A 23,092-nucleotide genomic window follows, 5' to 3' on the forward strand; every position below is an offset into this window, starting at 1 on the left:
CGCCGCCTCCCGTTAGTCCTGCTCGACGATCGCGCCCAGCTTGTCCGGATGAAGCATCACGTCGATCTGATCGCGGACTTGCTCCGGATCGAACAAGCGCTCCCACCCATCCTTGAGCCAATAGCGGCGTCCGTATTCCATCGCGACCTGGCAAGCGTCGGAGAAAGGATTGCCCGCCTCGCCGAAGGCGATCGCCAGCTCGATCTGTATATGTCCCAGCATGAAGTCCCGCGCCGCCTCCTGCGGCACGCCGCGCCGGACCGCCTCGTCCATCGCCTGCCGCAGAAACATCGCGGCAGCGGCGCCGATCGTCTCCGCCATCGTCGGTTCGAGCATCGCCATCTGTTCCACCGTGACGCGATGCGTACGCATGACGGGCGCATACATGTCCCGAACGATTCCTTCGCCGAGCGCATAGTGCGCCTCGGGCCCCTGCATCAACGCGCAGACGACCGCCTGCTTGGCATGGACGCCGCCGAAGTAATCCTTGCGCGCGGCCGGCTCCGTCTCGTCGTTGAATACCGGCGGATGACAAGGGTGCGCGACATAATAGGTTACGTCGCTCCGCTCCGGCAAATGTCCCATGTACGCCGCCGCAGGGTCGAGCACGATCAGCATGGCGCCGGCTTTCATCAGCGGCACGACGACGGCGGCCACTTGCCGGATGGCGACATCCGGGACGGCCAGGATGACCGCGTCCGCCGCCGGTACGGCTTCGGCTTGCGGCGTGGCGGACAACCCGCGTCCGCCCAGATTTTCGAGCCCCCGTTCGCTGATCTCCGCATAACGCATGTCATAGGCGGATACATCCTTCAAGTTGTCCGTAATCCGGCTTCCCATCTTGCCGCCCGCTCCGATTAACGCGATTGTCGTTGTCATCAGACTCACTCCTTAGGATTTATTAGGATAAGGGATTGCTGCCGGCCGTCTTCAAGGACCGGCAACGACTTGCCGGCGCATTACCCCGCTGCTTATCTGCCTTGAAGCACGCGCACAAAATAATCTTCCCGGCCCACTTGGCCGCCCTTGAGCGCCAGCTCGACGCCGTCGAAGCGGGCGTCCTTGGCGTAGCCCCGGCACAGCGGCCCGCCCGGCGCGAGCGGCATCAAGCACTCGAGCGCGTAAATGCCGAGCTCCCGCGTCACGAAGCCGGACGTATCGCCGCCCGCCACGAGGAAGCGCGTCAGCCGGTTGTCCGCGACGACTTCGCGGGTCAACCGTCCCAGCTGCTCGCCGATCAGCTGGCCGGTATCGGCAGCCGCGCGGCCGGTCCCGGCCAGCTTCTCCCTCGTCGCGCCGATGGCCCGATCCTCGGCGCCAAGGGCCGTGTACAGCAGCGGGCTCCGGCCCTCGCGCAAGAGCGCGTTCGCCTGCTCGGTCAGTCTGCGCCGCTCCTGCTCAGCAGTCGCCGGATCGACGAGCTTGTCGGCCTGAATCGGCACGGCGGCGAAGCCCGCGGCGATCGCATGCCGAATCTGCGATTCCGTCGTCGGCGAGCAGCTCCCCGAGACGACCAGCAGGCGGTCGACGGCGCCGCGGGGCTGCAGCATCGCCGCGTCGGGGACGGCCGATCCGATCTCGCGCCAGTGCGCGGTCAGCGCGTATTCGATGCCCGAGGAACCGACGACGACCCGGTTCTCTCCCTGCGCGGCCGCTTCCCAGATGAGCTCGCCGGCCCGCTTCAGCCGTTCTCCGTCGAGGACGTCGTACAGGAGCACGTCGGGGCCGTCCGCCATGCGGGCCGCCAGCCGGCGCCGAACGGCCTCGCCGTCTCCGGCCAGATCGAGAATGTCCATCAGGCCGATCGTCTTGTCCGTCTGCCGGGACAGATGGACGCGCAGGTCGGCTTCGTCCATCGGGGTGACCGGATGACGGGACATCGTCGGATGCCGGTCGAGCCGGTGCGTCCGCTCCCCGACTGCGGCAAAATGATGGCCGAAGACGGTATAACGCTTAAGCTCGGGAACGCCGACGAGCAGCGGCACGCAGCGCTGCTCCGGGTCAATCGCTGCCGCGAGCTCGATCGCGCGCCCGATGCTGCCGACCTCCGGCGACGAATCGAAGGTAGAGCATATTTTGTAATGCACGATCGGGGTCGGGATCGCCCGGAGCCGTTCGAAAATCGGCTCCAGCTCCCGCTGCATTTCGTCCGGGCTCATCGCCCGGCTCACGCCCGCCACGCCGAACGCCCGGACGTCCGGGAACTGCTCGGCCAGCACCTCCGGCGTCGGCGGCTCCAGGAAGAGCACCGTCCGCACCCCGTTCAGCGCCAGCGCCTCCATCACGTCCGTAGAGCCCGTAAAGTCGTCGCCGTAAAACGACAGCAGCATGCCTGATTCCTTTTCCCGTTTCTGTTCCTGCTGCCGTACCTGTGCGCGTTCCCCTTTTTGTTCCGAATCTCGTTTCGGATCTCGTTCTTGATCTCGTTCCTGATCTCGTTCCTGATCTCGTTCCTGCTCCGCATCGCGTCCCAATCGCTGCTCCAGCTCAAGCCTCAGTTCCTTCATCGCCTCAGCCCTCTTCCTTGGACGGCAAAGCCTGCCGTCCGCCGAATTGCGCGAGCGCCCGCCGCAGCTCGGAATGCGACACCGCGTAGTCCGCGGCGCCGATGCCCTGCCTGGCGGCTTCCCAGGCCTGCTTCATGCTGCGCACGCCGGCCGCCGGTCCGTCCGGATGGGCCATGATGCCGCCGCCGGCCACGTTCAGCAGGTCGCAGGTGCCCAGCGCCCGATAGGTCTCTTCGGCCGTGGCCGCCGATTGCCCGGACGACAGCACCGGCACCGCCTCGTAGCCGCCCAGCAACGGCTCGCGGATGGCCTCGACCGAGCGGATGACCGACGCGTTGCTCTCGTAAAACTTGCTGTTCAGCGCGTTGACGTGCAGATGGTCGGCCCCCGCGAGACGGCACAGCTTCTGATAGGCGGGAAAGGCCATGCCGAGCATCGGATGCCGCGTCATCATGCCCCATTGGTTGCGGTGGCCGTGAATCGGCAGTTCGCTGTAACGGTTCAGATAAGCCAATCCGGCGAGCCCGATGCTCTGGATGCTGACCATGACGCAGGTGCCGCCCGCCTGCAGCACGAGATCGTGGTTGCGCCGCAGCTCGTCGATGTCCCCGGTGATGTTGAAGGCGTACATCGTCTTGCGTCCCGTCCGGTCCGCGACGCGCTCGATCTCCTCCATGACGGCCTTCACCTTGCGGTCGAACGGCGCGAACAGCGGACTGGCGTTCAGCTCGTCGTCCTTGATGAAGTCGAGTCCCGCTTCGGCGAGCCCGCGCACGGTCGCGCCGAGCTCCTCGATCGTCAGTCCGACGCTCGGCTTCACGATCGTCCCGATGATCGGGCCGTCGTAGACCCCGGCCAGCCTGCGCGTTCCGGCCATCCCGAACTTGGGGCCCGGATACGCGTCCGCGAAGGCGTCGGGCAAGGTCAGATCGACGAGGCGAATGCCCGAAAATTCCTGCAGCTCGTACAGGTTGCCGGCTACCGTCGCCATCAGATTAGGGATGGACGGACCGAAGTTCACGTAAGGGAAATCGAGAATCACTTCGCAGCGGTAGTAATCTCCGTTATGGCCGGGCGGCACGGCTGCGCCGGGCAATGACGGCTCGCGAACGGTCTCCAGCAGGCGAACGGAGACGATCCGGGCGGCGCTGCGCGCCTTCACCTCGTCCGTCTCGCCGGGTACGGCGACGAAGGTGCCGGTCGATTGCTCTCCCGCCATAACGGCGGCGGCGCGATGCGGATCATGCGGCGTCTCTATTAAATAGGTTGCGCGGACAAAGGTTTGCTGCACCCGCGATTCACCTTCCTTCCTTTGTATCGGTATCGAAGTCTTTCTCAAAATCCAGGCGCAGGCACGCATAAGGCGCCAATATGCTGCGAATCGCGCGGTCGCTCGCATCAGCGGGACGTACCGGCATCGCTTCGACGGTCGCCGCCGGACGTTCGCGCCGGTCGAAGTCGTCGTACGAGGTTACGGTCCGGCACCCATACGCGCCTCCCGCGTCGATCTCCACGGCACGCGGCGCCGGCGTCGTGTTGGCCAGCAGCATCCGCATGCACCCTTCGCCCGTGCGGAGCGCCAGAACGGCGACGTCTTCGGACGAGCGGCCGACGGACAGCACGCCGGCGCCGGGCGTTTCCATAAGATCGCGCATGACGAAGTAAAGCGAACTCGGCTTGCCGCCGCATACAAGGCCCAGCGGCCCGGCCGTCTCGAAATAAGTCAGTCCGCGCACCGCCGGCACGCATAGCGCCGAGACGCTGCCGAGCGTCCAGGCCGCGCCAAACGGCGCGTGCTGCCTGGCGTCCGTCCGGTCGGCGAGCGGGACCGCGCCGCCGCCGCTCGTCGCATTCGGATTGAGGCGCGGCTTGAAGGTGATCGGCCCGACGTAGAGCGGCTTGCCTGACTTCGCCGCGGCGTCCATGGCCGTCGCGCGCTGAGCGGCCGGCGTCTCCATCAAGGAGCGATCGTCGAAGGCGTGAACCTGCGGGTTGATCGTATAAGCCGCCAGCTCCAGCTCCGCCAGCGGCAGGGCCGCGCGGTTGAATTCCGCATAATAAGCCCGCGTACCGCCGCCGACGGGCGGCGTCAGTCCGACAGCCAGCAGCGCCTCCCGCACCTCGCGCAGCGTGTCCGCGTCCGAAACGAACGCGCCGGCCGCATAAGGCAGTACCCGTATGACCGGCAGCGTCCGCCCGCCCCCCGAACCCGCGATCAGCCGGACGAGCGCCGGCAAACGCTCCCTCGTCGCATCCAGCAGCAGCTCCAGCGCCAGGCCGCAGCCGTACCCGGCAGCGGCGGCCGCAGCCGCTTCCAGCCGCGAGCGCCAACCGTCCTCGCCCAGGTCGAGCGAGACGTGCAGATGAGCCGGCCGCAGCCGATCCAGCCATTCGGCGGCATGCGCAGCCGGCTCGTCCTCAGACAGCGCCAGCCCGATCGCGGGCAGCGGGCAGACGACCGCCTGATCGACCTCGATCCTGACGGTCGTGCCCGGCGCTGCGCCTGCGCCCGAATCGGCGCCATCGGCCGGCCGTTCCTGCCGCAGCGATTCCGCCGCGTCGGCGCGCCAACCGGTCGCCCGTTCAAGGTTGCCGCCATCGGCGGCCGCGTCCCCGGCAATCCGGATCAGGACCGATTGCGTCAAGCGCTGACCCGCTTCCAGCCGGACCGGGAAGGGGAGATCGAGCGGCGTGCAATACGTTTTGTAAGAGGCATCCGTCCAGTTCCGCTGGTCCTCCATCTCGAACGAATCCCCGTCGAAGGCCATGCTCACGCGCAAGCCCGGCGCCGGCTCGTACGCGATGCCCTGCATCGCCTTGTACGGCTGATGCGGCGCAATCGCGCTCGGAAAGGCGCCGTTCACGATACCCTCCTTCGTCCGGATCGCCGCCGGCAAGCCGGCGAACGACATCGGATGCAGGACGCAGAAGCCGATCCGGTTTTTCAAAAACGTTGTATGGGCGACGCCGTCGAAATCGAAGCGAAGCCGGTCCGGACGCAACGCGACGACGCCGGTCCACTCGAAGTCGATCTCGCCGTGCGTATGGCGGCTGACGAAGCGGAGCGTCCATTCGTCCGCCGACTTCGTGGACCGAACGTCCGTTATGCGGGGCGCGACCGTGCCCCAATTCCGGTCTCTCACGGCCGCGTACAAGCCGCGAACGATCTCCGTGCCGCCGTACGCGATCGCGCGCAAGCCGCCTTCTTCGAACACCGCTTGCAAAGGACCCATTTGTAAAAAAGCGGAAGGCTTCACAGCGCGTCACCTCTTGGCTTCAAGTTCGAATCTATCTTAGATCTTAGTTAGATTACAGTCGATGGGCCGTCTTCCGTCCACGGCCGCCTTCCGCGTTCGACCGTTTCCCCGCGGGCGATGGCGGAAGGCCGGAGCCGCTGCGCGACCGATCGTCTTCAGATATTCATTTCCCGGTATTGCTGAGGCGTCAGGTTCGTCTCTTTCTTGAAGAGCCGAATGAAGTAAGCCGCCGACTCGAAGCCGACCGCCTTCGTGATCTCCTGCACCTGCAAGCCGGTCTCCCGGAGCAGGCGCTTGGCTTCGTTGATGCGCGCCTGCATGATATATTCCGTCAAATTGATGCCGGAATACTGTTTGAATATTCTCGATAAATAGCTGGCGTTGAACGCCGCTACCTCTCCGAGCCTGGTCAGGGAGATGTCCCCTGAAATATGGGTGTCGATATATTGTTTGAGCTTGGACACCAGCTCGTCGTTCTGGCGCTGCTGTCCGGAGAGCCGAACCTCGAAAATCATATCGATGAGGGACGTCAGGTACGCCAGGCGCTCCTCCCACGAAGCATGCGCATCGTACCGGGTCAACCGCGAGAGATCGAGCCGGCCGCCGAGCACCGGGTACAGTTCGCTGCGCAGCATGTCGTTCATGAACATGGCCACAAGCTGGTAATAGACAGTGATCCTGACCGGCTCCGGTCCTTCGAGCAGGCTCGCATCGAGCATATAATCCCGCAGCGCCCGCTCCAGCTCCCGCTGCTTCCCGCCCTCGAGCAGCGCGGCGAGCGTAGCGACCTTGTTCACGGAGGCGCGGACGACGGGCCCTTTGACCGCTTGCAGCTCATTTTCTTCGCCAGCGGACTCCCGCAGCAGCAGCTCGTCTCCCATGCCGAAGCTGCGGTGGAACATCAGGTCGAGCGATTCGGCCTGATCCGGCAGCTTCTCCCATGCGGTCTGCCCGGCCGCCATCGCGAAGGACACGGAGAGGCGCAGCAGCTCACGGCAGGAGGCTTGGATCGACTCCAGATTCCCGAACGCATAACTCTTCAGCCGCTCCCAGGCGGCTTCGCGGCCCTCCGGGCTGTCGTCCGCTTCATCCTGACGGATCTGGAGCAGCCAGACGATCCGTCCGGCATCGTAGCTGAACGAGATCAGCTCCGAGCCCGGCTGCCAATATTCGTCGGCAATATTGCGGATCGCATACAGCATGAGCGTGCGGTCTGCCGCGCTCAGCTCCTCCTTCCAGTTCATGACCCGCGCCTGCGCGAGCAGCACCGGTTCCTCCCCGGACAGCGGCACCTTCAGCTTGCCCAACTGGTCCGCCAGCGACTGCGGCGAAGCGGCCGGCGTTCGGAGCAGCTCGAGCAGGTATTCCTTCTGCAGCAGCGGGAGCGCGCTGCGCATCTGGAGCTGCGCGTCGGCCAGGTACGATTCGCGGGCGGAATGCTCCAGCACGCTATCGATCGTTTGCCTGAGCGTACCGAGGATCGCCTCGTCCCCGTCGGTTTTCAGAATGTAGCCGGCAGCGCCGTTCCGAAGCGCCTCCTTGGCATATTCGAACTCATTGTGTCCGGTCAGAAAAACAACCTTGCAGCGCGGCCATAGCTGCAGGATCCGCTTTTGCAGCTCAAGTCCGTTCATGCCCGGCATATGGATGTCGGAGAGTACGATATCCACCTTCGTCCGGCCAAGCCATTCCAGCGCTTGACGCGAAGACAGCGCGCTGCGCACCTCCAGATCCGGCCACTCCGCCTCCTCGATCAGGCCGACCAGCCCCTCCACGATATACGGCTCGTCATCGACGACCAGAATTCGAATCATAGGCCCTCCTTCTTCCCGTCCAGCGGCAGCGAGAGCTCCACGCGAAGACCGCCGAGCGCGCTGCGGGACAATATGATGCCATAATGACTGCCGTAGCGGAGCCGGACCCGCAGATGAACGTTGAGCAGCCCCGTCGTCTCCTGATCGCTGTGCCGCTCGGCCAGGCTGCTCCGAAGCGCGTCCAGCGCTGCATCGCTCAACTCGTCGCCGTTGTCCTCGACGACGAAGCTTATCGTTTTCTCCGTATGGCGGTCCTCCCGCGCTTCGCTGCGTTCGCTGCGTTCGCTGACGGATATTCGCAGAATTCCGCCCTCCAGCTTCTCCTTAAGTCCGTGCTGATAAGCGTTTTCCACCATCGGCTGCAGCAGCAGACGGGGGACGGATACGGCCGCCAGCGCTTCCGGCAGCGGCTCGAAGCTCGGCTTGATCCGATGATGGAAGCGCAGCGACTGCAGCTCGATGTAGGCGACGATATGCCGATACTCCTGCTCGAGCGGCACGAACTCCGAAGCGTTCCTGGTGATGTGCTGGAAGTAGACCCCCAGATACTCGGTAGCGCGGATCACTTCGTCCACCTTCATCGCCTTGGCCATGCGGTGTACGAGGAAGTACGTGTTGTACAAAAAATGCGGATTGATCTGCGACTGCAGCTGCTTGAGCTCCGAACGCTGAAGCGTAATCCGGCTCTCGTACACTTCCTCGATCAGGGACTTCAGCCTGTCCACCGTAATATTGAATTGGGTGTACAAATACTGGAACTCGTCCTGCCTGCGCATGTGAATGCGGGTGCCCATATCGCCCCGCTCCAGCTTGCGGAAGGCGAACACCATGCTGCGAATCGGCTTGTGGATGACCCGGTAGATCGAGGAGGAAAACAGAATGACCGTCAGCAGCGACAAACCCGACAGCAGCCAGAACCAGTCCCGATAGCGATTCAGCGGGCCGATGGCCTCGTCCTCCGGCAGCGTCAGCAGCAGCGAGCTCTTCAGCGCTTCCGAGTAAGCGTAGGCAACGAGGTAGCGCTGTCCTGCGTACGACATTCGGCCCTCGCCGGACCGCTCGCCGGCGTCGTACCGCGCATTGACGAACGCGACCGCCCGGTCGCCGAGACCGTCCTCGCCCATGGTCGACACCGTCCAGCTCTGCGAGCGGCTGATCAGGGCGGCTCCGCTCTCCTGCACGTTGGCCAGTTGCTCCAGCTCCTCGACGATATGCTTGGCCGAGATGTCGATCTGCATAATAAACGAAGTCTTGTCCTGCGACACCTGCGGATTCGGCGAGACGTACTGAACGACCAGGCGGTCTCCGATCTGCACGAGCGGCTTCGGCTGCGCCAGCGCCGTCCGCTTGGCGTCTTCCACTTCGCTCTCGCTCATCGCCCCTTCGTCCGACGCCGACAGAATCGTTTTGCCGATCATGGGAATATAAATCCGGGACTCCGCCACGTAGGGACTGGAGATCGTCATCAGCATCATCTTGTCCTGCACCCGCCGCTGCGCCATCGCGCGCTCGAACGAACTCATGGAAGGCGCGATGTTGCTGAGCTTCTGGATGTCCTCGTCGATGACGTACTGGCGCTGCAGTCTCGTGATGCCGTCGACGGCCGTCTGCAGCGAGGTCAGATAATAGTTGACGCGGGAGTTCATCGAGTCCTTCACCTGCTGCATGACGCTGTCCGAGCCCATGCGGTTGAGCTGCAGGCTCACCAGATACATGGGGGCCAGCGCCACCAGGAAGGTGAGGATCAGCTTGGCGTTAATCGACCGCAATCGGACGAACTCCGTCATTCTAGGCATGAAAGACGCTCCTCGGCTAAGTTGTTGCCTCCTATTATCGCCCAATGCTTCGGCCGTGCACAACTTTACTCCTTCACGCTCCCAAGGACGATCCCTTTGACGAAATATCGCTGCAAAAACGGATAGACGATCAGAATCGGCAGCGCGCCGAGGAAGATCTGCGCCGCCTTGGCCGTCCGGTCCGACACCGCCGCCAGATCCTTCATCTGATCCGTGCTCAGCGACGACATGTTGATCTTGGTCAAAATCGTCTGCAGGTAGGTGGACAACGGATAGTGGTCGGGCGAATTCATCAGAATCAGGCCGTCGAACCAGGAATTCCAATGGCCGACGACGGTGAACAGCGTAATCGTGGCGAGCGAGGCCATCGAGAGCGGCACGTAGATGCGCCACAGCGCTCCCCAGTAGCCGGAGCCGTCGATAAACGCCGCCTCCTCGAGCTCCTTGGGCAAGCCGCGGAAGAAGTTCAGCAGCAGAATGACGTTAAAGACCGGGACCGCGCCGGGCAATACGAGCGCCCACAGGGAATCCATAATGCCGGTCGACTTGATCGTCATATACCACGGAATAAGACCGCCGCTCAGCAGGATCGTGAACACGAAGTACCAGGCGTAAATGCCCCGGAAGCGGAAGCTGCGGACTTCCTTGGACAGCGGATACGCGATCAGGATCGTGAGCAGCATGTTGATCACGGTGCCGAGGGCTACCCGCTGCAGCGCCACGCCGAACGAACGGATGAAGCTCGGATCGTCCAAAATATATTTGTAAGACTTATACGTGAAGTCTACGGGCCAGAACGTGACGAGCCCTGCGGTCGCTGCGCTGCTGGAGCTGAACGAGATCGCCAGTACGTGCACCAGCGGGAAAATGCAGGCAAGCGACAGCACGATCAGAAACGTATAGTTAGCGAGTTGGAAGGCTTTTCTGCCGGCCGTATTGGCGTACATGAGACTGGCCTCCTTTCTAGAAGATGCGATAGTTGGCGAAACGGTAGGCCACCCAATACGAGACCGATATGAGGATCAGCGATACGACGGACTTGAACAGGCCGACGATCGTGGCGACGCCGTACTGCATATCGACGAGCCCCGTCCGGTAGACCAGCGTATCGATGATATCGCCGCTCTGATAAACGGCCGGGCCGTACAGGTTGAATACCTGGTCGAAGCCGGCGTTCAGCACGTTGCCGAGACTGAGCGTGGCGAGCAGCACGATGATCGGCATCATCCCCGGCAGCGTCACGTGCCAGGTCTGCTTCCACCGTCCGGCGCCGTCCATGTAAGCCGCTTCGTAGAGCGACGGATTAATGGCGGTGAGCGCCGCCAGATAGACGATCGTGCTGAAGCCGAACTCTTTCCAAATGTCGCTGACGACGAGGGTGAACGGGAACCAGTGGTTGTCGCCCAAAAAGTAAATCGGCTTGACGCCGAACACGCCGAGAAATTGATTGATGATGCCGCTTCCCGGCGACAAAATGTCTACGAGAATGCCCCCGAGGATGATCCAGGAGAGGAAGTGGGGGAGGTAAATCAACGTTTGAATCGCCTTTTTGATGCGCGGCAAGGCGATCTCGTTCAGAAGAAGCGCTATGACGATCGGGATGATCTGGCCGAATACGATCTTCAGCGAAGCGATATAGATCGTATTCCAGACGACCTGGCCGATCCCCGGAATGTTCAGCATGTAGTGGAGATTGTCCAGCCCCGTCCATTTGGAGCCGAACAGCCCTTTGGAAGGCATGAACTTCTGGAAGCCGATCGCGATTCCCGCCATCGGAATGTAGCTGTAGATAAATACCAGAATAACGCCCGGCAGCAGCATCACATGCAGCGGCCATTCGCGAAACTTGCGCAGCCATGTCGGCATCGTACTCTCTCCTCCTCCTCCGGCAGGCCGGGAATGGAAGAAGGGAAAAGCGATGGGGTCACTTTTCCCTTCTTCGCGTCTGTCCTGGCCGGTCGTCTCTATTATTTCTGAAGCGCCTTCCAGTCGTTGACTTCCTTCTGGATTTCGCTGCCGCCGAGTTTCTGCCAGTCGGTCACGTACTTGTCGAACGTATCGATCGAAGCCGCGCCCATGATAATCTTGGTGAAGCTCTCCAGCTGCATCTTGCTGAGGGCGGAAGACTTCTCGCCCATCGCCTCGGTCGGCGCACCGTAGAAGGCGTTGTCGTTCACCAGATTATTTTTGACGTACTGATCGATGACGGTGAAGGAGCTGTCGGTGCCGAACACGCGCTCGTAGCCCCAGCCCGTGAGATCGCCTTTTTCGAGGTAATCGACGATCTGCGTATATCTGTCCTGTTCCTCCGCGTTCAGCTTCGAAGTATCCTTCGTGGACATCGCATCGACGATGGCATAATGCGTGTTCAGGTTGCGTCGGCTAGGCTCCGCTTCCGGATAGATCGCATACTTGCGGAATTCGATCGAGCGGTCCTTGCTCCAGTATTTGACCGGATCGTACATCGAGCCCCACTGGCGCTCCATGTCCAGGTTCAGCAGCTTGATGGCCGCCTCCGGATTTTTGAAGCCCTTTCTCACGGCATAGTAGTGGCTCACCGGGAACGCGGCGCTGACTTTGGCCGGTTCGCTGCCGAGAGAAGGCACCGCGTACGCCTGCCATTCCATATCCGGATTTTGCTTCTTGCCGTCCTGCAGCGGCCATAGCGGCGTCCACATCGCACCGAAGTACATGCCGAGCTTGCCGCTCGTCGCCGCTTCGGCCACCTTGCCGCCGTCCTTGGAGGCGAACTCGGGATCGATCTCGCCTTGCTTGTACAATTCGCTCAGCTTGGCGAGCGCGGTCTTGACCTCAGGCTGCACGGAGCCGTATACGAGACTGCCGTCCTGGCCTTGAATCCAATTGCTCGGGAAGGCGCCGTAGATGTTGAAGAAGCCTTCCAGTCCGGGCATGCCGCCCCACAGGTCTTTGCCGACGCCGAGTCCGTACGTGTCGGCTTTGCCGTTGCCGTCCGGGTCCTGCTTGGTGAACGCCTCGGACAGCTTCAGGAAATCGTCCAGCGTCTTGGGCTCGGGCAGGTTCATCTTTTTGCGCCAATCCTCGCGTACCCACAAGATCGGCGTGGAGTCGATGTTGGAGCCCGTTTGCGGGATGGCATAAAGCTTGCCGTCGAACGTCGCCGACTTGATCGCATTGCCGCCGTCCTGCGTCATGACGTCCTTGGCGAACGGAGAGCCGTACTTTTCCAGCACCGGCGCCAAGTCCTGCACCAGATCCGCTTCGACCAGCTGCTTCAGCTGCTGCGCGTTGACATACATCAGGTCGGGCAGTTCGTTGGAGGCGATGACGACGTTCATTTTTTGATCGTATTGGTCGGGCGTGCCTTTGACGACCCAGGCGTTTTGGACTTCGATGTTCAGCTTTTCCTTGTACTCGCGCATGATCACGTTATCGTCGATCGTGTCGCTGCCTTCGAATTTAACTTCTTGGCCCTGGTATTTGCCGAACGTGACCTTGACCGTCTCCGGATAGGCGCCGAACGGGTCCGTCGGGATGCCGGCATCTTCGCCGGCCGACGCCGAAGTGGCCGGCGAGGATCCGCCGTTGTCGTCCTTGTTTCCGCTGCAGGCCGATAAGGCCATGGCAAGCATTACTGCGGCAGATAAGGTCTTGATGTATCTCGGTTGTGCGGTCATGCGCGTTCCCCCTTGTTATGCGAGGATGATTCCTCTTGCCTCTATTATGTCTTCTTGAGAGGCATAGCCTCAATAATCGATCGTTTACTTGAATTGACTGTTCTTTACTTGTTGGCGCGGTTCGAGCGGCGCGTGCTCCCATGCAAAAAGGATGAAGCAGAAAACGCACCTGCTTCATCCCGTCTCGCTTCGTCTATGGCATATCGAGCCCGCCCTGACGACATCGGCTTGCCTTCCGGCCATTCACGTTTGCCTTCCGGCCCTTCACGCTTGCCTTTCGGCCCTTTACGCTTGCTATTTAACCCTTCACGCTTCCCATGACCAGGCCCTTCATGAAGTATTTCTGCAGGAACGGATATACCGCAAGGATAGGCAAGGCTGCGAGAAAGACTTGCGCCGCTTTGGTCGTCCGATCGGAGATCTCCGACAGCGAGAGCGCATTTTGAGAGGATATTCTGGCGAGGTCGATGGAGATGACGACGGTCTGCAGATAACTTTGGAGCGGATAGTTTTTGGGAGAATTCATCAGGATCAGTCCGTCGAACCAGGAATTCCAGTGCGCGACGACGGTGAAGAGCGTTACCGTCGCCAGAGCCGGCTTCGATAGAGGGATATAAATTTTCCACAAAGTCGTCCAGTAGCTTGCACCGTCGATACTCGCCGCTTCTTCGATCTCGCGGGGGAGCTCGCGGAAGAAATTCATCAGCAGAATGACATTGAACACGTCTACCGCGCCCGGGAGCACCAGAACCCAGATGCTGTCGAGCAATCCTAACGTCTTGACCGTCATGTAGAAGGGAATTAAACCGCCGTTGAACAGCATCGTCACGATGAAGAACCAGGCGTACATATTCCGCGAGCGGAAAGAGGATATTTCCTTGGATAACGGATAAGCGACCAGAACGCCGATCAGCATATTGATCCCGAAGCCCAATGCGACCCGTTCGACCGCCACCCAGAAGGCTCTGATGAACTCGGGCTTGTTGGCTACGAATTTATAGGATGCCCACGTAAAATCCACCGGCCACAGCTTGACGTAACCGGCCGTTGCTGCCGAGCTGGAGCTGAAGGACAGCGCAAGCACGTTGATCAGCGGAAAGATACAGATTAAGGCCGTAAGTCCGAGCAGCACGTAGTTAATGGCTAAAAAGACTTTGCGGCTCGTCGACACTCGAATTTGCATAGCAGCCTGCCTCCTTCCTTGCTAGAATACCCGGTAGCCGGTGTACCTGTTGGCAAGTCTATAAGATACGACGATTAAGGTGAAGGACACGACGGACTTGAACAGGCCGATGGCTGTCGCCACGCTGTACTGGGCGTCGACCAGTCCGATTCTGTATACGAGCGTATCGATAATATCCCCCGTACTGTATACTTGCGGGCTGTAGAGGTTGAACACCTGATCGAATCCCGCGTTGAGCACATTGCCCAGGCTCAATATGGTCATCAGCGTGACGATGGGAAGGATGCCCGGCAACGTCACATGGAAGGTCTGCTTCCAGCGGTTGGCCCCGTCCGCAACGGCAGCCTCGTATAAGGTCGGATCGATCCCAGTCAGCGCAGCCAGGAAAATGACGGTGTTAAAGCCGAAGTTTTTCCACGTATCCGTCAAAATCAGGGTATAGGGAAACCATTTCTCGTCCCCCAGGAAAAAAATAGGCTTGATCCCGAAGGTCCCTAGAAATTGGTTGACAATCCCGCTGGAAGGCGACAAAATGTCGATCAATATGCCGCCCAGGATGACCCAGGAAAGAAAATAAGGAAGGTAAATCAAAGTCTGTACGCTGCGCTTGAAGTACTCCTTGCCGATTTCGTTCAACAGCAGCGCGAACAGCACCGGAACGACAAGTCCGATAATGATCTTCATCATGGCGATAAACACGGTGTTCCACAGGACGCCTGTAATGCCGGGCAAAGCCATCACATAATCAAAATTGGCCAAGCCGGTCCACTTGGATTTAAAAATCCCTTTGGCAGGCACGAATTTCTGAAAGGAGATGATGATCCCGAGCATCGGAAAATAACTGAAGATCAGGACGCTGATGACTCCGGGCAACAGCATCAGATGCAAGGGGAGCTCCCTCCATCGTCTTTTGTTCGTCATGTCAGATCCCCCCATCCGGAAGTTCCCATCCATAAAAAGAGGGAAATAGCGAACAGCCCCATTTCCCTCCGCGATTCCTTGCCGCTCGATTCATGCTTTTACTTGCTTGCCGCGGCCCAGTCGTTGACTTCCTTCGTAATCTGGTCGCCTCCGAGCTTCTTCCAGTCGGCTACGAACTTGTCGAAGGTGTCGATGGACTGCCCCATAATAATCTTCGTGAACACTTCCAACTCCATCTTGTCGAGCGTCGCCCGTCGTTCGCTCATCGTCGGCGTAGGCGCTCCGTAAAATGCCTCGTACAGCGTCAGATTGTTTTCGACGTATTGATTGATGACGGAGAAGGTGGAGTTTTCTCTGCTGCCGTAGATGCGGGCGTGGTTCCACTTGGTCAAGTCTCCGTTGTTGAACGCGACCACGTTGTCATAGTAGACCTTTTCTTCCGCGTTCATCTTGGAGGTATCCTTGGTCTCGATGGCGTCCATGACATGCAGATAAGCGTCCAGATTTTGACGAGCAGGCCATGCTTGTACTGTCGCGTACTTATGAATGTCCTCGGTTTCCAGGTAGGCCGCGTCCGCCGTCTTGCCCCACATCTTTTCAACAAAGAGGTTCAACATCTTGATGGCGGCTTCCGGATTTTTGGCATCTTTGTTGATGACGAAATATTCGGTTACCGGCATGTGCACGGCCGCCAGGGCCGGCTTGTCGTCGATGGATGCGAGCTGATACGCTTTCCACTCGGCCTTGGGATCGTTGTCGATCGTCTGCTGCAGCGGCCAGACCGGATTCCACATGGCGCCGAATTCAATGCCGACCTTGCCGGAAGCTGCCGTCTCGGCCACCTTGCTGCCGTCCTTGACGCCGAACTCGGCGTCGATCTGTCCTGCGCTGTACATGTCCTGGAGCTGCTTCAACGCCGTCTTGATCTCCGGCTGGATGCTGCCGTAGACGACCTGTCCGGATGCGTCCTTCACCCAAACGCCCGGATAGGCGTGGTAGCCGTTGAAGAAGCCTTGCGCGCCCGCAAAGCCGTCGTTGATGAACGACTTGGTAAGGGCCATGCCGATCGTATCGTTTTTGCCGTTGCCGTCCGGATCTTGCTTCGTGAAGGCTTCGCTGATCGCCAGCACGTCCTGCATCGTCTTGGGCTCCGGCAAGCCGAGCTTCGTCAACCAGTCGGATCGGACAAACAGAAGATTGGAGGTATCGATGGAAGAGGAGGTATTGGGGAGCGCCATCAGCTTGCCGTCGATCTTGCCGGTGTTAAATGCGATGGGATCCTGATTCATGATTTCTTTGGTAAGGGGCGTCGCGTATTTCTCGTACAAGTCGGTCAAGTCCAGCACCATATCGTTCTCGACCAGATCCTTGAACTGCTTGGCCCTGGCGGGAATGATATCCGGTATATCGCCTGAAGCGATCGACAGGTTCAGCTTCTGTTCGTACTGTTCTTCAGGCACGATCCACTTATAATTGATTTTGATGCCGAGCGTGTCCAGGTAGGTCTTGGACCAGATGTTGTTTTCGAAGCTCTCTCCGTCCTTGAACTTGGTGGAGGAATCTTGCGCGCGAACCATCGAGACTTCAATGCCCGGGTCATATTTCGCCATCTGATCAAAGTTGACATCTTCCGTAGCCTTACCTGACTCGTTTGTGCCGCTTGCGGTTGCCGGGGCTTGCGTGTTGCTTGCTGCATTGTCGTTGTTACTGCAGGCCGCCATTGTGAAAGCCGTTACAATTGACAGTAGCAGTGCCGAACGTTTGACAGGACCTGAATTTTTCATTCTATCCGTCTCCCCCTCCGAATGTTTGACGCAAGAGGCTCGCCGCATACCGTTCGTTCCAGCCGCCCCTTGTAATAAAATTGTACATGCTGTGTCAGGGCGATTCTATATTCATGTCTTCACTTTCGATTCTTCTGTTTACTTGTTGAGGCATGAATCCCGGTATTCCTGAGGCGTCAAGCGTGTCATCTTTTTAAAAAAACGGGCAAAATTGGCTGGCGAACTATAGCCGACCGCAGCGGCGATCTCCTGTACTTTGGTGTTCGCATTTTCAAGCAGCTGCTTGGCCTTCTTCACCCTCGCCTCGCATATATAGTCGGACAGATTAATTCCCGTCACTTGCTTGAATAAGCGGGATAAGTAGGAGGGATTAAAGTAAACCAGATCCGCCAGCCTCACCAGCGAGAGCTCGTCATGGAGGTTGTCGGCGATGTGCTTTTGAATGCGGCCGGCAGCGTCGAGCGCCCGCTTTTCCTGTTCGCTGTCCTGAATTTCAAAAAGCGAAGCGGTCAGCCTCCGCAAAAACCGGATGGCATCCGCCCAGCTTCCGTGTTCTTCGATTCGCATCAGCTTGTGCAGGCCGATATCCAAGGCCATCTTCTCCGCCAGATTCCAGCGATTGATATAGGATAAATAAATAAGCGCAGTGGCGTAGTAAATCTCCTGGGCCGGTATGAGATAGATGCTCTTCAGCGGCGCCAACTGACCGGCCATCGCGTCCAGCGTAGCGTTGACCTCTTCTTTGCGGCCATGCTCCAGCGCGTCCGCCAACTGCTCGAGCTTAAACTGCCGTACGTTCAGCTTTTCCCTGCCCCCGACGACCGACTGCTGCAAGCCCTTCTCTACGATGCTCTTATCGGTGACCAGCATCCCGGAGCCTTGTCCGATCCGGTAATTCAGCAGCATCTTAAGGATAGAGAATCGCTCCGGCGCCTCATGCCAAGGGACCGGGCTATCGTCAAGCGCCAGGGACAGGGAAACCCCCACCGCTTCCTTGCAGGCATTTTGGACCCATTCGAGGTTGCCTTTAATATAGATCAGCGTTCGTCTCCACAGCTCGATAGGGTCTTCAACGTTCCCTTCGCCGCCTCCGTCCGGCTGAATGAGCCAGATCAGCGTCATGGCATCGTCGACGAAATGAACGGAAACGGCATGCGGCGCGAAATATCGCTCCGCGATCAATCTGATGCCGTAGAGCCATCTGGCCCGATCCGCATAGGAGAACCTTTCGGGGAGCTCGTCCAGCCGCCCAAGCAGCATAAGCACGGGCATCTTGGCCGCCAGCGGAATTCCCAGCTCCGCGAACTGCGGCCCGTTGATTTCGCGTACGTGGGCGGTTCCTTTGAAAATGCCGTTGAAATAATCCCGTTGGAGCCATTCAGCCGTCGCGTCGAGCTGTTTCTTGGCCTTCAGGAGCAGCTCTTCCGCTTTGAATTCCTGTTCGATGTCGGCAACCGCGTGGGCGACCGCCTGTATCACCTTCGCGTAGCCTTCCGTCTTCAGCAAGTAGCTGACGCCCTCGTATTGAATCGCCGAATACACATAATCGAATTTATTATATCCGGTGAGAAAAATGACCCGGCACTGCGGCCAGCTTTCGCGGATTTTATCCAACAGCTGCATCCCGTCAATGTCCGGCATTTGAATATCGGTCAATACGATATCGATCCGGTTCTCGTTCAACAATTGAAGCGCGGCTCTGCCGGAATACGCTTTGTATACGTCCAAATCAAGCTGCGATTCATTCTGAAATACTTCGAATAAACCGTCTGCAATAATGGCTTCGTCGTCAACGATCAACAGTCTGTACATCGTGATCCTCCTCGCGAAAACGGATGTGGATGGCGACTTTAAGCCCGCCGGACGCGCTGCGCATCATGCCGATTCCGCTTTCGGAACCGAACTTGAGCCGAATTCGCCGATGGATGTTGGCGATGCCCGTAATTTCGTTCTGTTCTCCGACGCCGGTCAATTCGCCCTTTAATCTCCCTAATGCGTCAGCTTCGAGTCCGTTCCCGTTGTCTTCGACGATGAGGTCCAGCCCGTCTTTGACCGGTACGAATCCGACATGCAGCAAGCCGTTTTCCGTAAGCCGGTTCAGCCCGTGCTCGAAGGCATTTTCAATCAGCGGCTGCAGAATCAGCCTGGGAACCATCAATTTGGCGTACGCCGGAGGAAGCTCTTCAAATATCACGGCGATACGGTTTGAAAATCGCATCGCCTGGATGTCGGTGTAAATCCTGGCGTGATGGACTTCTGCGGACAGGGGTAGTTCATCCGCAGCGCTCCGGGTAACAAAATGAAAATATTCGCCAAGCTGATCGGTGAATCGTTCGAGGCTTTCGTAATCTCCGATCCGCGACATCGTTTTTAATATAAAAAAGCTGTTGTACAAAAAATGCGGGTTGATCTGCGATTGGAGCTGCTTTAACTCCGCCTTTTGCGTCAAAATCCGCTGCTTGTATACTTGATCGATCAATGTGCTCAAATTTTCTACCATGGCGTTGAATCTTCCGTAAATATAACGGTATTCATCGTCGTTTTTGTGCTCGATGGCAATGCTCAAATCCCCGTTCTCGACCTTCCGGAAAGATCTGGCCAATCGAATGAGCGGCTTGTATATATAACGGTAGGTATACAGCGAGTAAAGCACGACGGTTACCAAGGCGACGACCAGCAAGATCGGAAACCAAATTTGATACTTTTTGAGCGATTGGAAGACGGAAGCTTCCGGAATATATTTAATAAGGAGGGAACCCATATACTCGGAAATGGAATACACCGCCAAATATTTTTTGCCGTCGAATTTGACCGTTGCCGCTTTTTTCTCGGCATCCGTCGTCTGCTTTTCGATAAACGCCTGAATCTGGCCGTCCAAACCGGAATCGTGCCGTTCGGCGGCGATCATGGCGTTCGTCGTGCGGTTGAACAAGACGACTCCCTCTGCTCCGCCGTTCACCATCGACCCTAGCGCTCCCTGCATCTGCTCTTTGGACAGCTCGACGGCGAGCACGAACAGGGGCGGCTTCTTTTTGTTGATGCTGGCATACGGATAGATGGCGCTGAGATAGAGGTCGCCTTGCAGCGTTATAAATTGCGCGTCGGGCGTCAAAGGGATATCCCGAAGCTTTTCAAACTCGTCTGCGTCGAAGCGGGTAAACGTAGAAGCATTTATTTTTTTGTCCACGGCCGGAATGAGCACGAATACGTTTTTAATGTAGGCGCTGCTGTTTTGGATGGCCCGAAGCCGCTGCTGCAGGCGCAGGATGCTCTGCACTTTTTCGATTTCGCTCATCGATTCGGGGATGGTCGCGAGCTGATTCAGATCGTCGTCGTTCAAGAAGTCGTATTGCAGCGTTCTGATCCGCTTCACTTCCTTCTCCAAACCGTCCAAGTAAAAAGAGACCTGTGAAATCATGGAATTGGAGATCTCGTCCCGGATCGTCTGGACGCCCCATTGATAAATAATGACGCTAAGCAGGAAGATCGGGAAAAGAATGCACAAAAAGGAGAGGATTAATCGGTTGAATATGGATTTCCGCCATAACTTATCCACGTTTCTCATCGTCGTCCCCTCTTCCTGCTGCGAACGTAAACGGGCGGTAAACGGATTGAAGAGGGAACGCTTTCATTCGCCCGCTTAGCAAAGCTGAGCGGGCGGATGCGCCGAATTAAAAGCCGTCCATCAAATAGGACGTTCGTAGGGGGACCCGCCGTTCCAGCAGCGCTATGCCGGAACGACTGCCGTTCAACCTGCCGGATTCGGCCAGCCACGAAGCACAGCGTCCGCCCAGCAGCAGCAGCGTCAGCGCGCCTATATCCAGCGCGACCGCTTCGCTGGCGGCGTCCGCATTCTCTTGAAGGCGCTCCGTTCGAACCTGCCCGTCCTCTCCCCAGGTCAGCCGGAAGAGTCCGTCGTTCCACGGCGCGTGCGCGTCCGAGAGCCGCAGCGTCAGCGCTTCCTCGGGTCCCGATTCGAACCGGTATTGCTCCAGGAAGGTCTCCGCGTCGACGATCCGGGACATAAAGTACGGCTCCAGCTCCTGCTTGAACCGGGGATCCGCAAGCAAATAAGGCAGAACGTCGTCCGACGGAGCCGTCATCAACAGCCTGTCCATCATCGAATCGTGATTGCCGATGAAGTCCCAGAGGCTTCGTCTTGCCCGTTCGCTGATCGAGACCCACTCGCGCACGGTCATCGTGCGGTTCTCGATCGTATAGTGCAGATAGCCTTCCGGTTCGCCGTCCGGACTCCGGTAGAGGACCAGGCTGGCCGGAGTATCGAACCTTCTCGACCGCCACCATTCCTCCGAGCGGTCCAACGTTCCCGTATACCTTGAGGCGTAAGCGCCGTATAACGCCGCCGTCTCCGGCGCATCGGCCGATATGCGCTCGATGTTGCCTTCCGTTCCGCTTCGCTTGGGCAAGTGGCGGGGCTCCAGCTCATAGCGCTTGCGTTCGACCGTCAGCTCCCAGCCGTATTTGCGATAGAACGGAAAAACGAACGGGTAAAGCATGCTGACCAGCTGCCCTTGCTCCTTCATCGCCGCGAACGCGCGCTCGAGCAGCCGGGATACGCAGCCGAGCCGGCGCGCTTCTGGCCAGGTTGCCACGTTCGCGATCCCGCCCATGCCGATCGAGATCCCGTTGACCCAAATTCGCAGCGGAATGACCATCAGCGCGGACAGGAGGGCGCCCCGCTCGTCGAAGAAGCCGATATGCTCCTCCGGCTTGTAATAGCGCCGTTCGGATTCCTTGCGTTCAGGCGTAAATTTGGCTTGAAATGCGTATTCGGACAACGCGACGCGTTCGTCGAATTCGTCCGTCGTTAAATGGCGAATGACCATGGCCGCTCGGCCTCCTTTCAAATCCTCTTCTTGACGGGTACCTGTACAATTTCAACGATTCGAAAAAAAGCGCAGCGGGCCGAGGAACCCCCGCCCACTGCGCGCCTTCATGCGAAGCGATGCGATGCGCAATCCCTTCTCCGGCTCGCATAGTAGGAACCGGTTCGAAACGAGGCGCAAACCGCAAGCGTTAGGAGCGCGGCGACTGTCCGAGCGCGTCGTCGAGCGTTCGGCAAGCGTAGCCGTGCGAATCGGCCACCGGCCGATAGGTCACGAAGCCGGCCATCGTGTTGACCCCGCGCGCAAGCGCTTTGTCGCTGCGAAGCGCTTTTTCGATGCCGTCCTCGGCGATGCGAAGGGCATAGGGCAAGGTGACGTTGGTCAGCGAAACGGTGGAAGTCCGCGAGACGGCGCCGGGCATGTTCGCTACCGCATAGTGAACGACGCCATGCTTCACGTAGGTCGGATCGCTGTGCGTCGTGACGCGGTCGATCGTCTCGATAGAACCGCCCTGGTCGATCGCCACGTCGACGATGACGGAGCCCGGCCGCATGCCTTTGACCATCTGCTCGGTGACGAGCCGAGGCGCTCTCGCCCCGGGTACGAGCACGGCGCCGATCAACAGATCCGCTCCCTTCACGGCCTCTTCGATCGAGCGGCCGTTCGAGATCCGCGTCCGCAGCCGGGCGCCGAACCGCTCCTCGAGCTGCCGCAGCCGATCCGGGCTGATGTCGAGCAGCGTGACGCTCGCCCCCATCCCTATCGCGATTTGCGCCGCGTTCGTTCCGACCACGCCGCCGCCGATGATCACGACCTCGGCGGGCGCGACGCCCGGTACGCCGGACAGCAGAATGCCTTTGCCGCCGTGCGAATTTTCCAGCAGCTGCGCGCCGATCTGCACCGACATCCGGCCCGCGATCTCGCTCATCGGCGTGAGGAGGGGCAGCGCGCCGTTGTCCAGCTGGATCGTCTCGTAAGCGATGGCCGACACCCGGTTCTCCACCAAGGCCCAAGTCAATTCAGGCTCCGGCGCCAGATGCAAGTAGGTGAACAAGACGAGGTTCGGACGGAAAAAAGCATACTCTTCCTTCAGCGGCTCCTTGACCTTCATGACCATGTCCGCGGCCCACGCTTCCGCCGCGCTCCCCACGATTCGAGCGCCCTCCGCCTCGTACTCGTCGTCGGCGAACCCGCTGACCGCCCCCGCTTGCGCCTGCACCAGCACCTGGTGCCCCTTGGCGACGAACAGGCTGGCTCCGGCGGGCGTTAACGATACGCGGTTTTCATTGTTTTTAATTTCCTTCGGAACGCCGATAATCAATGCGCC

Annotated in this window: 16 protein-coding genes; all 16 read right to left on the minus strand. The window is 59.4% G+C overall.

Going from position 1 to position 23,092, the window contains the following annotated elements; genetic code table 11:
• Positions 1 to 12 precede the first annotated feature (12 nt).
• The 16 genes from ACFSR7_RS11860 to ald all read right to left on the minus strand — a co-directional run bounded on the left by ACFSR7_RS11860 (position 13) and on the right by ald (position 23,086).
• Positions 13 to 879: a phosphogluconate dehydrogenase C-terminal domain-containing protein gene (locus tag ACFSR7_RS11860; RefSeq protein WP_378161702.1), complete on the minus strand. Its 867-nt coding sequence runs from the start codon at positions 877 to 879 to the stop codon at positions 13 to 15.
• Between the two features lie 92 nt (positions 880 to 971).
• Positions 972 to 2,507 carry a four-carbon acid sugar kinase family protein gene (locus tag ACFSR7_RS11865; RefSeq protein ID WP_378161703.1) on the minus strand — a complete coding sequence of 512 codons (1,536 nt, stop codon included), beginning with the start codon at positions 2,505 to 2,507 and terminating at the stop codon, positions 972 to 974.
• 4 nt (positions 2,508 to 2,511) lie between these two features.
• A complete protein-coding gene (locus tag ACFSR7_RS11870) occupies positions 2,512 to 3,798 on the minus strand; it encodes a ribulose-bisphosphate carboxylase large subunit family protein (RefSeq protein WP_378161705.1) in 1,287 nt (428 codons plus the stop codon).
• Positions 3,799 to 3,805: 7 nt separating this feature from the next.
• The gene (locus tag ACFSR7_RS11875; RefSeq protein ID WP_378161706.1) at positions 3,806 to 5,764 is read right to left on the minus strand and encodes a D-apionate lactonase family protein; all 1,959 of its coding nucleotides are present in this window, start codon (positions 5,762 to 5,764) and stop codon (positions 3,806 to 3,808) included.
• A 155-nt stretch (positions 5,765 to 5,919) separates the two neighbouring features.
• Positions 5,920 to 7,578 carry a response regulator gene (locus ACFSR7_RS11880; RefSeq protein ID WP_378161708.1) on the minus strand — a complete coding sequence of 553 codons (1,659 nt, stop codon included), beginning with the start codon at positions 7,576 to 7,578 and terminating at the stop codon, positions 5,920 to 5,922.
• Entirely contained in the window at positions 7,575 to 9,374 is a 1,800-nt protein-coding gene (locus tag ACFSR7_RS11885) for a sensor histidine kinase (protein ID WP_378161710.1), read from the minus strand. The genes ACFSR7_RS11880 and ACFSR7_RS11885 overlap by 4 nt, the downstream gene beginning before the upstream one ends.
• 65 nt (positions 9,375 to 9,439) lie before the next feature.
• Complete coding sequence (locus ACFSR7_RS11890) at positions 9,440 to 10,321, minus strand: carbohydrate ABC transporter permease (protein WP_378161712.1); 882 nt, start codon at positions 10,319 to 10,321, stop codon at positions 9,440 to 9,442.
• Positions 10,322 to 10,337: 16 nt separating this feature from the next.
• Entirely contained in the window at positions 10,338 to 11,240 is a 903-nt protein-coding gene (locus tag ACFSR7_RS11895) for an ABC transporter permease (RefSeq protein WP_378161714.1), read from the minus strand.
• A 101-nt stretch (positions 11,241 to 11,341) separates the two neighbouring features.
• Positions 11,342 to 13,030 (minus strand): extracellular solute-binding protein, encoded by a 1,689-nt coding sequence (locus ACFSR7_RS11900; protein ID WP_378161716.1) that lies wholly within the window; start codon positions 13,028 to 13,030, stop codon positions 11,342 to 11,344.
• 298 nt (positions 13,031 to 13,328) lie between these two features.
• Positions 13,329 to 14,213, minus strand: coding sequence for a carbohydrate ABC transporter permease (locus ACFSR7_RS11905; protein ID WP_378161718.1), 885 nt, complete (start codon positions 14,211 to 14,213; stop codon positions 13,329 to 13,331).
• Positions 14,214 to 14,234: 21 nt separating this feature from the next.
• The gene (locus tag ACFSR7_RS11910; RefSeq protein ID WP_378161720.1) at positions 14,235 to 15,134 is read right to left on the minus strand and encodes an ABC transporter permease; all 900 of its coding nucleotides are present in this window, start codon (positions 15,132 to 15,134) and stop codon (positions 14,235 to 14,237) included.
• A 98-nt stretch (positions 15,135 to 15,232) separates the two neighbouring features.
• Positions 15,233 to 16,744: an extracellular solute-binding protein gene (locus tag ACFSR7_RS11915; protein WP_378161722.1), complete on the minus strand. Its 1,512-nt coding sequence runs from the start codon at positions 16,742 to 16,744 to the stop codon at positions 15,233 to 15,235.
• Between the two features lie 312 nt (positions 16,745 to 17,056).
• Entirely contained in the window at positions 17,057 to 18,730 is a 1,674-nt protein-coding gene (locus ACFSR7_RS11920; RefSeq protein ID WP_378161724.1) for a response regulator transcription factor, read from the minus strand.
• Positions 18,708 to 20,483, minus strand: coding sequence for a sensor histidine kinase (locus ACFSR7_RS11925; protein WP_378161726.1), 1,776 nt, complete (start codon positions 20,481 to 20,483; stop codon positions 18,708 to 18,710). Before ACFSR7_RS11925 ends, ACFSR7_RS11920 begins: the two co-directional genes overlap by 23 nt.
• Before the next feature lie 106 nt (positions 20,484 to 20,589).
• Entirely contained in the window at positions 20,590 to 21,765 is a 1,176-nt protein-coding gene (locus ACFSR7_RS11930) for a GNAT family N-acetyltransferase (protein ID WP_378161728.1), read from the minus strand.
• A 190-nt stretch (positions 21,766 to 21,955) separates the two neighbouring features.
• Positions 21,956 to 23,086, minus strand: coding sequence for an alanine dehydrogenase (ald, locus tag ACFSR7_RS11935; protein WP_378161730.1), 1,131 nt, complete (start codon positions 23,084 to 23,086; stop codon positions 21,956 to 21,958).
• Between the last annotated feature and the right edge of the window lie 6 nt (positions 23,087 to 23,092).

Source organism: Cohnella sp. GCM10020058, assembly GCF_042683485.1.
Classification (GTDB): Bacteria; Bacillota; Bacilli; order Paenibacillales; family Paenibacillaceae; genus Cohnella.